This is a genomic window from Streptosporangium sp. NPDC002607 (assembly GCF_053592655.1).
Genome location: NZ_JBSFWD010000036.1, coordinates 13,449 through 26,409, shown reverse-complemented (window position 1 = coordinate 26,409; position 12,961 = coordinate 13,449). Strand labels below are relative to the sequence as shown.

At 72.5% G+C, this 12,961-nt stretch carries 7 protein-coding genes; 5 read left to right on the top strand and 2 right to left on the bottom strand.

Features of this window, described 5'->3' with window-relative positions:
- Nucleotides 1-63 precede the first annotated feature (63 nt).
- The 4 genes from ACWD3H_RS32480 (at nucleotide 64) to ACWD3H_RS32465 (ending at nucleotide 5,166) form a co-directional block, all read left to right on the top strand.
- Entirely contained in the window at nucleotides 64-1,389 is a 1,326-nt protein-coding gene (locus ACWD3H_RS32480) for a discoidin domain-containing protein (RefSeq protein WP_451957706.1), read from the top strand.
- 124 nt (nucleotides 1,390-1,513) lie between these two features.
- Entirely contained in the window at nucleotides 1,514-2,869 is a 1,356-nt protein-coding gene (locus tag ACWD3H_RS32475; protein WP_451957705.1) for a discoidin domain-containing protein, read from the top strand.
- A gap of 90 nt (nucleotides 2,870-2,959) precedes the next feature.
- On the top strand, nucleotides 2,960-4,177 hold the full coding sequence (locus ACWD3H_RS32470; RefSeq protein ID WP_355553845.1) for an MFS transporter: 1,218 nt from the start codon (nucleotides 2,960-2,962) through the stop codon (nucleotides 4,175-4,177).
- On the top strand, nucleotides 4,174-5,166 hold the full coding sequence (locus tag ACWD3H_RS32465; RefSeq protein WP_451957704.1) for a hypothetical protein: 993 nt from the start codon (nucleotides 4,174-4,176) through the stop codon (nucleotides 5,164-5,166). The genes ACWD3H_RS32470 and ACWD3H_RS32465 overlap by 4 nt, the downstream gene beginning before the upstream one ends.
- An 89-nt stretch (nucleotides 5,167-5,255) precedes the next feature.
- Here ACWD3H_RS32465 and ACWD3H_RS32460 read toward each other — a convergent pair whose 3' ends face one another.
- Complete coding sequence (locus ACWD3H_RS32460; protein ID WP_451957703.1) at nucleotides 5,256-8,060, bottom strand: LuxR C-terminal-related transcriptional regulator; 2,805 nt, start codon at nucleotides 8,058-8,060, stop codon at nucleotides 5,256-5,258.
- Between the two features lie 208 nt (nucleotides 8,061-8,268).
- Here ACWD3H_RS32460 and ACWD3H_RS32455 point away from each other — a divergent pair, with 208 nt between their 5' ends.
- Nucleotides 8,269-11,040 (top strand): LuxR C-terminal-related transcriptional regulator, encoded by a 2,772-nt coding sequence (locus tag ACWD3H_RS32455; protein WP_451957702.1) that lies wholly within the window; start codon nucleotides 8,269-8,271, stop codon nucleotides 11,038-11,040.
- Nucleotides 11,041-11,106: 66 nt separating this feature from the next.
- Here the strand turns inward: ACWD3H_RS32455 and typA are convergent, their stop codons facing one another.
- Nucleotides 11,107-12,960 (bottom strand): translational GTPase TypA, encoded by a 1,854-nt coding sequence (gene typA / locus ACWD3H_RS32450; protein WP_355553833.1) that lies wholly within the window; start codon nucleotides 12,958-12,960, stop codon nucleotides 11,107-11,109.
- Nucleotide 12,961: the final 1 nt, after the last annotated feature.

Sequence of the window (12,961 nt, the reverse complement as noted above, 5' to 3'; positions counted from 1 at the left end):
TCCCACCGCTCCACTGCCGCCGCCGCGCGGCAGGTGAAATCCCCCACGGAGAGGCGACTCCCGATGCGACGACTTTCTCTGATGATCGCGCTGGCCGCCGCCGGCACCCTGTCCACCACCGGGTTCACCACCGGTGCCCCCACCCTCGCCCCGGCCGCCCCGGCCGCGGCCCTCGCGCCGGTGGTCGGCCCCGACCCCGTCGACGGGGTGAACATGATCTATCCGACCAAGGCCGGGGGGCAGGTCTGGCACCTGTCGAAGACCCCCGCCTCCGACCCCCGTCTCGACGGGACGACCTTGGCGCCCAACTCGGACGGCACCTTCACCGTGCGGGACACCGCCACCCGGATCGGTGTCTCCACGACCACCTACGACCAGGACGAGCACGAGGACGACCTCGTCTGGCGCCAGCCCGAGCTGCGCTCGCGGGGCTTCATGCATGACAGCAACGACTGGCGGAACGTGGAGATCACCGGATACGTCCGCTACGTCAGCGGCACCGATGACGGGGACGCCTTCACCTGGTACGCCCGCGGTGCCCGGCACACCGGCAGCGGCCAGACTCCCGAAGCGTGCTGGGGTACCGCCTACAAGGCGGACCTGCGCTACGCCGACGGGGCCGTCAAGGTGGAGAAGGAGATCTACCACCGCAAGGGCGACGGATACGCGAACGGCACCTACACCGGTGGCGGTGCCTCGATCAAGGGCAAGACGGTCGGCTTCAAGGTCGTCATGTACGACATCCCCGGCGGGGTGCGGGTGGAGGCGTACCTCGACCGGGCTGGGAACAACACCTGGACCCGCGTCACCTCCCGTGACGACACCGGCGGATGGTCCATCGACACGAACAACCCCTGCGGTGGCACCCGTACCGAGAAGGTGACCTGGGGCGGCCCGAAGGCGGCGTTCCGCTGGGACGACGCCACCAGGGTCGACGTGAGCAAACTCAGCGTCCGGGAGATCGACCCCGCCGGCCAGGCGGAACCCTGCCAGGTGAGACTCACCCCCGCCGGCGCGACCGCCAGCACCTGGGAGGCGGCCAACCCGCCCGCGAACGCGATCGACGGGAAGCCGACGACGCGCTGGTCGGGCCAGGGGTTCGGTGCGAACCTGGTGCTCGACCTGGGCGCCTCGCGGCCGGTGTGCGGGGTCGACGTCGCCTGGTACCAGGGCGACGGACGGTGGAACGACTACACCGTCTACACCTCGCCGGACAACGTGACCTATACCAAGATGGCGGAAGGCCGCAGTTCGGGCACCACTTTGAACGCGGAACCGTACCGCTTCCCGCAGCACCAGGCCCGGTTCGTCCGCGTCTCGTGGTGGAACAGCTCCGCGGGCAACGGCTGGGCCAGCATCGCCGAGGCCACCGCCGTCGGCGCTTCCTGACCCCTCGCGTCCGCGCCTTCCGGACCCCGGCCGGTGTCCCGAAGGCTGGCTTCCCGGCCGCCCGGCCCGGTGTCCCAGGACCCCGATGTCCGGGCGGCCTCCACCGCCGACAGGGAGATCACACATGTCACGAAGGAAACCCGCGCGGGCGGCGCTCTGCGCCCTCCTCCTGCTGTCGGCGCTCGGCACCGGAGGCACCGCGCAGGCCGATGAGCAGGTCCGAAACCGAGCCGTCGCCGTCCCCTCCGACGTCGTCCCGGTCATTCCCGGGTGTACCACCGCCCAGCCGGTCTCCGGCGTGACGGCCAGTACCTGGGAGCCGGTGAACCCGCCGCGGCAGGCGGTCGACGGCGACACCTCCACCAGGTGGTCGGGGGAGGGGTTCGGCGCGAACCTGGTGCTCGACCTGGGCCAGGCGCGCACCATGTGCGGCCTGAAGATCGCCTGGCACCGGGGTAACCTGCGGTGGAACGACTTCGACATCTACACCTCGCCGGACGGCACGACCTACACCAAGGTCTGGGCCGGCCGCAGTTCCGGGAGCACCGCGGGCTTCGAGAGCTACCCGTACGCCGCGCCGGTCAGCGCCCGCTACGTGCGGATCTCCTTCTGGCAGAGCCTGGAGGGCTCCTGGGCCAGCATCAGTGAGACCGCCGCGCTCGGCCCCGACGGAGGGCAGGGCGGCGAGCAGGTGGTCGTGGCGGCGGGTGACATGGTCACCACCTGCCAGGGCGGCGACTGCATGCACGCGCGCACCTCCGACCGGGTCCTGGCCATCGACCCCGTCGCCGTGCTGACCCTGGGCGACAACCAGTACGAGAACGGCACCTATCAAGAGTTCACCCGCTACTATGCGCCGACCTGGGGACGGTTCAAGGCGAAGACCAAGCCGACGCCGGGCAACCACGAGTACGGGCTCGGTGATGGGGCGGCGGGCTACTTCGAGTACTTCGGCGCGGCGGCCAAACCCGCGGGGAAGAGCTGGTACAGCTTCGACCTGGGCGACTGGCACATCGTCTCGCTCAACTCCGAGACGAGCCGGACCGCGGGCAGCGAGCAGGTCACCTGGCTCCAGGACGATCTCGCCCGCAACACCAAACCCTGCGTGCTCGCCTACTGGCACCGCCCGCTCTTCAGCTCCGGCTCCTCACACGGCAACTTCCCCAACATGAGGCCGTTCTGGGACGTCCTGTACGGCGTCCGCGCGGACCTGGTACTCAGCGGCCACGACCACGACTACGAGCGGTTCGCGAAGCAGAAGCCGACCGCCGAGCCCTCCTCATCGGGGATCCGGCAGTTCATCGTCGGTACCGGGGGCGTGCCGACGACCCCCTTCGGCACGATCCGGGCCAACAGCGAGAAGCGCCTGCTGGCGAACGGGGTGCTCAAGCTCACCCTGGCCGCGGGCGGCTACTCGTGGCAGTTCGTGCGGTACGACGGCGCGGTCCTCGACAGCGGGGGCCCGGTCTCCTGCAACTGACCGGGCCTTCGCCCATGCACCCCACCCGTCCATACCCGCGGGTGACCGGCCCGGTCACCGCTCCACCGCTCGCAGAGGAGGCGGTTCCACGTGTACCTGTCGACCGCCAGGTCCGCGCCCATCGCACGGGAGGGCGGTCCGGTCCGCCGCCTGCTGTCGGGCAACGTGCTCGCACTGGGCCTGGTCAGCCTGGTGACGGATGTCTCCGCCGAGATGGTGGCCGCGGTGTTGCCCGCCTATCTCGTGCTGGGGTTACACCTCGGCATGGCCCAGTACGGTGTGCTCGACGGGCTCCACGCCGGCATGACCACGGTGTTCAGGCTCGCCGGCGGCTACGCGGCCGACAGATGGCGTCTGCGCAAGGCGGTCGCCGGTTTCGGGTACGGCCTGTCGGCCCTGGCCAGGCTCGGCCTGCTCGCGGCGGGGCCATCCGTGGCGGGGATCGGCGGCGCGCTGGCGGCCGACCGGATCGGCAAGGGGCTGCGCACCCCGGCGCGCGACGCGCTGATCACCCTGTCGGTTCCGGAACCCATGCTGGGGCGGGCCTTCGGTATCCACCGCACGATGGACGCGGTGGGGGCTTTTCTCGGGCCGCTGGCCGCGCTCGGGGTGCTGGCCCTGGCGGGCTCCGGCCAGGCGTTCCCGGCGGTGTTCGTGGCGAGCTTCTGCGCCGCGACCCTCGGCGTGCTGCTGCTGGCGCTGTTCGTCCGGGACCGGCGCGAGCCGGCTCCGCCCGCTGAGCGGCGGGCCCGGACCTCACCGTGGGAGTCGCTCCGGGCCCCGGGAATGCGGCAGGTCTGGTCGGCCGCCGTGCTCCTCGGCCTGGTCACGATCGGCGACGGGTTCGTCTATCTGATCCTGCAGCGCCGCGAGGATCTGTCGATCATGTGGTTTCCCCTGCTGGCGGTGGGGACGAACCTGGCCTACCTGCTGCTGGCGACGCCGATGGGCTGGCTCGCCGACCGGGCGGGCCGCGGTACGACGGTGATGGCCGGATGCGCGGCCCTGCTCGGTGTGTACGTGCTGCTCGCGACGGGAGGCGGGTCCATCCCGTTGGTCCTGCTGCTCTACGGAACCTTCTACGCCGCGACGGACGGGGTATTGATGGCGTGCGCCGGGCCTGTCATACCCGAACGGTGGCGTACCAGCGGAATGGCGGTCGTGCAGACCGGGCAGGCGCTGGCCTACCTGGTCTCCTCGGCGGCCTTCGGCGTGGCGTGGCAGGTGTGGGGACCGGCCCCGGCCTGCTGGGCCGCCGCGGGGGCCGTCGCGCTCGCGCTCCCGCTGTGCGGGCGGTGGCTGCGATGAGGGTCCGCGTCGTCGGCGCGATCCTGGCCACCGCCGTCCTGGTGGCGGTGGCGGTCGGGTTCGCGCTGCTGTCCGGCGCCGCGCGGCCGGACACGCCGGCGACACCGTTCACCGCCTCGCCCACCGCCCCGCCCGGCACCGGCCTGCCGGTCGGGCCCGGCGTGCTGGTGCGCAGCACCGCCGACGGGCCGGAGCACGGCAGGCTCGTCGTCGCGGGCCGGGGCCGGCGCGACGTCCTGGCCCTGGCCTGTGTCCGCGCGTACGCGGCGGGCGGCACCGGCGTCTGCCTGCGCGAGGAAGTGGACGCGCCGGGCTCCTACGAGACCGTGCTGTTCGACAGGCGCCTGCGGCAGACCTGGTCCAGCCCGTTCGCCGGGGTGCCCAGCCGCGCCAGAGTGTCGGCGAGCGGGCGAATGGTGTCGTGGACCGTGTTCGTCCAGGGCGACTCCTACAACGACGCCGGTGCGTTCTCCACCCGCTCGGGAATCCTCGACACCCGTACCGGGGACGTGGCCGGAACCCTGGAGACCTTCGCCGTCACCCGTGACGGCCGCCCGTACGAGGCCGCCGACGTGAATTTCTGGGGCGTCACGTTCGCCGCGGACGACAACCGCTTCTACGCCACCATGTCGACCGGCGGCCGGACGTACCTCGTCGAGGGCGACTTCGCGGCGCGGCGGGTGCGGACCCTCCGCCAGAACGTGGAGTGTCCCTCGCTGTCGCCGGACGGTACCCGGCTGGCGTTCAAGAAACCCCAGCCGGACGGGACGTGGCGGCCTGCCGTCCTGGAACTGGCGACCATGTCCGAGATCCCGCTGGCCGAGACGCGCGCCGTCGACGACCAGCCCGCCTGGCTCGACGACCGGACGGTGATGTACGGCGTGACGAGGGACGCGCGGCACTCTGATGTCTGGGCCGTTCCCGCGGACGGCGGGGGCCATGCGCACCTGCTGGTCCCCGACGCGGAGTCCCCCGCCCCGCTAGGCTGACCCGCCCGGTCCCGCCGCGCAGGCCGGGGCGGGTTCCGTCACGGCACCCGCCCCGGCCTCCTCTGTCAGGGCCGCTGCCGCCGGTCCTGTCAGGAGAGCCGGCCCCGGCCGGTCACCTCGCCGTGCGGGTACGGCGTGAGCCAGGTCGGGCCCACCGGTGGGACGGGGCGGGGCAGGCCGAGGGCCTGCGGCAGGTCCTCACGTCCCCGGGCGCCGAGCTTGCCGTAGGCGCGTTGCAGGTGGTTGGCGACCGTCCGCCTGGACAGGCCGAGGTGCTCGGCGATGGCGTCGTTGGTCATGCCGCCCGCCGCGAGCTCGCACGTCTCGCGCTCGCGCCTGCTCAGCGCGGCCTGTGGCTCGGCCCGCACCGCCCACGGCGGCCCGTACCCCTCGCACAGCCGGGCCAGGTCACGCCCCTGAATCCGTAACCGGGCCACCAGGCGTTCCGCGCCCTGCCGGGCGGCGAAGTCGGTCGCGGTCGACAGGGCCTCCCTGGCCAGGCTGTTGTACCCTCGCTCCGCCAGTTCGTCCGCCACCGAGACCAGGTCGTCGACGTCCCCGGCGACGGCGGCTCGGCCGTGCCGGTCGAACAGCCTGAACAGCTCGCTGTCGCAGCGGGCGACGACCTCGTGCAGGGCCTCCGCGACGGCGCGCGAGGGGCGCAGCCGTACCGAGTGGTAGAACGCCTCGACCGCCTTGGTGAACCACCCCGCCGACCGGTAAAGCATGCCCAGCGAGGCCCCGGCCTCCGCGACCTCTGCCCGGCCCGCCCCGGTATCCGGTTCTCCGCCGCTCCCGATGCTCGCCCGTTTCCCGTCGGCCAGGGCGTCGACGCGGAGTCTCGCCAGGTCCAGGTGGCTGTGCAGGTTCGACGTGGCGGGCAGCCGGCGAGTGATCTCCTCCAGTGTCCGGCGACTCTCGTCGAACCGGCCCACGGCGGCCAGGCAGGCGGCGTGCTCGGCGAAGACGTAGACCTGGATCGGAAAGGGCACATGGCGGTCGAGGAGCGTGCACGCCTCCCGGAAGTGGGGTAGCGCCCGGTTCGGCCGTCCCGCCCACACCTCGCAGATGCCCAGCTCGAAGGTGAGCAGCGCGGCCTCGGCCGAGGCCTCCCGCTCGACGGCCGCCCGGTAGCCGGAGCGGGCCACGGCGAACGCCTCGTCGAGCCGGCCCGCCAAGGCGAGGGCCTGCACGTGGCAGGCCGCCGTGGCGGCGCCCATCGCGCTCCACACCCGGGGCGCGCCCAGCCGCCCGGCCGCGTAGCCGTCGGCCACCTGCGAGGGCCGGCCGAGGTAGATGTTCAGGTACGCCTGGAGCGGATCGCAGACGCTCGCGATCACGCTGTCCCGCACTCCGGCGGACAGCCTGGCCAGGTCGTCCGGGGCCAGATCGGAGACGAGCCCCGTCGCGCCGTCGCCGAAGGCGATCAGCGCCAGCTCGGCGACGGCGAGCTCGGCGGCGGCCTCCCCGTCCAGTGGACCCGCGGCCCGGGTCTGCCGGACGACCTCCGCCGCCTCGATGGGGCAGCGCAGGTTCCAGAACAGGTTGAGCGCGCGTAACGCCGCCAGCTTGGCGAGTTCGTCCGGCGAACCGGTCCCGCCGGACATGCGCCTGCCCAGCAGGTACTCCGCCTCGGTCGCCTTGTCCTGGGCGACCAGGGCCCGCGCCAGCACATCCGTGCCCGCGGTGGTGCCGGCGTGGCGTGCCAGCCGTTCGGCCAGCGGGGCGTCACAGCGGACCAGCGCGTCGGAGGCGGCGCCCACCACCTGGTCGCCGGGCACCGGGTCGCCCGCGGCCAGCCGCCAGGTCACCGCGCGCAGCCGCGCCTGGCCCGCGGCCGCTCGGCCGTGGGTCACCGCGCGGGCGAGCGTGCGGTAGAGGCCCCGGCGCTCGTCCTCGCCGGCTCGGGCCCGGATGGTCTCGCCGTACAGCGGATGTCCCAGCCGGACCACGAGATCACGACGTATCCGCTCGACCGCGATCAGTGAGCGCCGTTCCAGCTCCATCAGTACGGACGTGTCCACGAGCGCCTCGATCACGTCGAGCGACACCGGTTCGGCGTGCGCCACGTACGACAGCGCGCGGGCCTCGTCACCGCTGAGGCTGCCGAGCAGGCCCGCGACCAGGTCGCGCAGCCCGTGCTGGGACGGTATCCGGCCCTTCCAGCGCCACATCTCGCTGACTCGGCGCAAGGTTCCCGAGGTCAGGCAGGCCTCCACGAGATGGCGAAGGAACAGTGGGTTGCCTCGTGTGACGCGCCACAGCCGGTCGACGGTCAGCCCGTCGACCGGCCCGTCCAGCGCCGCGCCGAGCAGGGCGCCGACCGTCGCGCGGTCCAGCGGTTCCACCGCCGACGTCTGGACGAAGGGACGGCGCAGCAGCGCCGCGACGGCCGGCGCGCCGGTGAAGCCGGTCCTTGCCGTGGCGAGGACGCGCGCTCCCGCGGTGGCGGCCAGATGCTGGACCAGGGTGACGGACACCTCGTCGAGGTGATGCACGTCGTCGATGACCACGACGCACGTGCGGCCGCCCGCGACCTCGCACAGCACGTCGGCGGCGGCGGCGAAGACGTTCGCCGTGTTCCGGTGAGCCTGTTCGGGCAGCAGGGCCGCCATCGTCGCGAACGGCAGGCCGCTCGACACCTCGGCCCCGGCCGTCACGACGACGTGCATGCCCTCGTCACGGCAGCCGAGCATGATCGGGTCCAACAGCCGGGACTTGCCGACTCCGGTCTCGCCGACGAGCAGCACGCCCGGTTCGCCCTGCCGTCCGAGCCGGGCCACGGCGGCCCGGATCTCGGCCGCCCGCCCGACGAAGGGCCAGGCGGGGCGGTGGCCGCCGACGCCGCGTCCGTCGTGGGGCATCGCCTCCGTCGCGTCGCCGTACGGGCGCACCTGACCCTCCTTGACACCGGAAGTTCATCAGGAATCGACCTTTACCCATTATGGTCAGGAACCGCTTGGAATTCATGCACGGCCATGAATAATCCAACTCACCGGCGCCTGGAGCCGGTGCGGAGAACGGCGATCGGCGATGAACCGGTGCGGGGGCCGATCGGCGGGGAAACGGCCAGACGGAAGTAAGCCCGGACATCCGGAGGTCATGATCGACGATTCCGGAGCCATCGACGCCCTTGGACCCGTCGCCGGCGGAGTATGGCCCACGGCCGGCAGGGAGAGGGAGGTACGCGAGATCCTCGCGGCGCTGGCGATGCCGCCGGGATCGGGGGTGCTTCTCACCGGTGAGCCGGGGGTGGGCAAGACCCGCCTCGCGGACCTCGTCCTGGATCTGTCCGCCGCGGCGGGCACCCTGATCATCCGGGGCGCCGCGACCGAGGCCACCCGGGACATCTCCGGGGTGGGGATCGCCGCCCTGCGCGTCTCCGGTGGTTCCACCGGTTCCTCTTCCGGGCTTTCCGTCGTTTCCGGCCTGCTGGCCGGGGTTCGCGACGGGACTTTGAGGGGTGTCCCCGGGGGCGTTCACGACGCGGCCCCGGACAGGGCCGAGGGTGGCGTTCGGGACGGTGTTCCGGAGGGCACCGGAGGCGGCGTTCACGGTGACGCTCCGGCTCGGCGGATCGTGCTCGGCATCGACGACGCCGACCAGCTCGACGCGGCCTCGGCCGCCGTCGTGGGCGACCTCGTCAGGACCGGGGGCGTCACGCTGCTTCTCACCGCGCGCTCCGGGGCGCCTCTCGACGGCCCCCTCGCCCGGGTGTGCGGCAGGGGACCGCTGGTCGTGCTGCCCGTGGCGAACCTCTCCCGTGCCGTCGTCCTCCACCTGCTCGCCGACGTCCTGGAAGGGCCGGTCGACGGGCTCACCGCCGACGTGCTGTGGCGGATCACCCGCGGGAACCCGCTGCTGCTCCGGCGCGTCGTCGGCATCGGCCTCGAAACCGGGGACCTCGCGCGATCGCGCGAGGTCTGGTCCTGGCGCGGGTCTCCCGGCGGCCACCCCCGCCTGCACGAGCTCGTCGCGGCCGACCTCGCCACGCTCGGTGCGGGGGAGACGAGGGCGCTGGAATACGTCGCCCTGACGGGGTCCCTCCTCCGGGCGACGGCCGAGCACCTGGTCGGACCCGCGATCGTCGGGGAACTGGCGCATCGGGCCGTCATCACCCTCACCCCACGCGGGGGAGCGGACGAGGTCACCATGTCCCATCCGCTTCACCGGCAGGCCCTGCTCGCCGGGATCGGACCCCTGCGGCGAAGGCAGAGATACCGGGAGCTGGTGGCCGCCGCGGGCGAGGCCGGTGTGCCCGACCCCGGCGACCCGGCGGCGGTGCTCTGGCGGCTGGAGGCCGACCTCGACGTCCCGGCGTCACAGGCGCTGGTGGCGGGTGGGCGTGCGCTCGCCTCGGGCGACCCCGTGCTCGCCGAGAGTCTCGCCCGTCACGTCCCCGGCGCGCCGGGCGCGGTCCTCCGGGGCCAGGCGCTGATCGCCCAGGGACGGGCGGCGGACGGCGAGCGCCTGCTGGCCGACCACGGGGGAGGCACCGCCGAGACGGTGGCGCTGCGCTCGCTGAACCTGTTCTGGGGGCTCAGCCGGCCCGACGACGCGCACGAGACGATGGCACGCCATCCGGGCACGGAACGATCCGCCGACCTCCGCGTGGCCGAACTCGGACTCGCGCTCTTCACCAGAGCCACCCCGGCGACCGAGCCCACCCCGCTCGCCGGAACCGCGGCGCCCCTCGCCGGGACCACATCCGAGACCGGGCCGCCCACGACCCCCGCTCGCGGCCCGTTGAACCCGTTGGTCGCCGATGCCGCCACGGTCCTGCGGGCCTACCGGCTCACCTTCCGCGGCAGGCCGGCGCGGGCGGCGGAGGACTTCGACCGGGGGCCGCTGAGACTGCCGGCGCGGTGGCCCGCCATGCGGGGCTCGGCCGCGGCCTGCCACGTTCACGCGCTCGTCCTGGCGGGTCGGCTCCGCGAGGCGCTTCTCCTCGTCGACACCTACTACGAGGAGGCCGTACGGCGCGCGGAGCCGTCGGAAGTCGCCATCGTCGGGCACGTGCGGGGTCACTGTCGGCTGTGGGCGGGCTCGCCGCGGCGGGCGCTCGCCCCGTTGCGGGAGGCGCGAGCGCTGGTCGACGAGCACGTACCGTTTCCGATGCGGGTCTTCATCGGCTGCGAGTACGCCGTGTGCGTCGCCGCCCTCGGACGCTCGCAGGAGGCCTTCCAGGAGCTGGACCGGCTCCGCGAGCTGATACCCGGCGATCTGGGACTGCGCGACAGGCTGGAGTTCAGCCGGATCCGGTTGCTCGCCCACTCCGGCAGGCCGGCCCACGCCGCCGATCTCGCCAACCGGCTCGCCGACCGCTACCTACGCGACTCGCGGCTCACCACCGGGGTCGAGTGCGCCTACTACCACGTCCGTCTCCGCCCGTCGTCCAGAGCCGCGGCCCGCCTTCGGGAGGCCGCGGGCGCCTGCGACAGCCCGCTCTTCGAACTCTTCGCCGACCACGCCGAGGCGCTGACCGCGCGCGACGGTGCGGTGCTGCGCGGCATCGCCGACCGGTTCGCCGAGCTCGGCTATCTGGGACTGGCCCTGGAGGCCGCGAGTGCGGCGCCCGGCGGCGGCCACGCGGCGCGACGGCGCCTCGACGACCTCGTCGAACGCTGTGACGGCCACCGTCCCCTGTGGCCCCCGTCCTTCGCGGGCTCTACGGTCCTGACCAGCAGGGAGCGGGAGATGTGCGAGCTGGCGGCGGCGGGGCTCAGCGACTCCGCCATAGCTGCGAACCTCGGCGTCTCGGTGCGTACCGTGACCAACCTGCTGGGGAGGGCCTACCACAAGCTGGGCGTCCACAGCCGCCGGCAACTCGGCGCCGCACTCCCGCTGTCACCGGACCGGGAGGGCGGCGGGTGACGGTGCCGCAGGCCCCGACCAGGCCCGGCCCGCGTGGTGACGCGGGCCGGGCAGGGCCGGTGGCGATCAGTTGGCGCGCTTGGCGCGGGCGGTGGTCCTGGCGCGGGTCGAGGCGTCGAGGACGACCTTGCGGATGCGCACGTTCTCCGGCGTGATCTCCACGCACTCGTCCTCGCGGATGAACTCCAGCGCCTGCTCCAGCGAGAGCTGGCGCGGCGGGATCAGCGTCTCCGTCGTGTCGCTCGTCGAGGAGCGCATGTTGGTGAGCTTCTTCTCCTTGGTGATGTTCACATCCATGTCGTCGGAGCGCGAGTTCTCACCGACGATCATGCCCTCGTAGACCTCGGTGGTCGGCTGGACGAACAGCACGCCGCGCTCCTGCAGGTTCAGCATGGCGAACGGGGTCACCGGGCCCGGCCGGTCGGCCACCAGCGAGCCGTTGTTGCGGGTGCGCAGCTCACCGAACCACGGCTCGTAGTTCTCGAACACGTGGTTCACGATGCCGGTGCCGCGGGTCTCGGTCAGGAACTCGGTGCGGAAGCCGATCAGGCCGCGGGCCGGGACCACGAACTCCATCCGGATCCAGCCGGTGCCGTGGTTGGTCATGTGCTCCATGCGGCCCTTGCGGACGGCCAGCAGCTGGGTGATCGCCCCGAGGTACTCCTCCGGGCAGTCGATGGTCACCCGCTCGACCGGCTCGTGAACCTTGCCGTCGATGAGCTTGGTGACGACCTGCGGCTTGCCGACGGTCAGCTCGTAGCCCTCGCGGCGCATCTGCTCGACCAGGATGGCCAGCGCCAGCTCGCCGCGGCCCTGCACCTCCCAGGCGTCGGGGCGATCGGTCGGCAGGACGCGCAGCGACACGTTGCCGACGAGCTCCTTGTCCAGCCGGTCCTTGACCATGCGGGCGGTGACCTTGGAACCCTTGACCCTGCCGACCAGCGGCGAGGTGTTGGTGCCGATGGTCATGGAGATCGCGGGCTCGTCGACCGTGATGAGGGGCAGCGGGCGCGGGTCGTCGGGGTCGGCGAGGGTCTCGCCGATCATGATGTCCGGGATGCCGGCGATCGCGATGATGTCACCGGGACCCGCCTCCTCGGCGGGCTTGCGCTCCAGCGCGTCGGTCATCAGCAGCTCGGTGATCTTCACTCGCTGGATGGTGCCGTCGGTGCGGCACCAGGCGACCTGCTGGCCCTTCCTGATGGTGCCCTGGTGGACGCGGCAGAGCGCGATCCTGCCCAGGTAGGAGGAGGCGTCGAGGTTGGTGACGTGCGCCTGCAGCGGGGCCGTCGGGTCGTACGTCGGCGCCGGGATGGTGTCCTTGATCACCTCGAACAGCGGCTCCAGGTCCTCGGAGTCCGGCATGGCGGCGTCCTCGGGACGGTTGAGCGAGGCGCGGCCGGCCTTGGCCGAGGCGTAGACGATCGGGAAGTCGATCTGCTCCTCGGTGGCGTCCAGGTCGATGAAGAGCTCGTAGACCTCGTCCACGACCTCCTTGATCCGGGCGTCGGGGCGGTCGACCTTGTTGATGCACAGGATGACCGGCATCTTGGCGGCGAACGCCTTGCGCAGCACGAACCGGGTCTGCGGCAGCGGGCCCTCGGAGGCGTCGACCAGCAGCACCACGCCGTCGACCATGGACAGACCCCGCTCGACCTCGCCGCCGAAGTCGGCGTGGCCGGGGGTGTCGATGATGTTGAGCGTCATACCGCCGTGCTTGACCGCGGTGTTCTTCGCGAGAATGGTGATGCCCTTCTCGCGCTCGAGGTCGTTGGAGTCCATGACACGGTCGTCCACGTCCTGGTTGACGCGGAATGCGCCCGACTGCCAGAGCATGGCATCCACGAGAGTGGTCTTGCCGTGGTCGACGTGCGCGATGATCGCGATGTTCCGCAGGTCGTCGCGGCTGTTCAAAGGCATG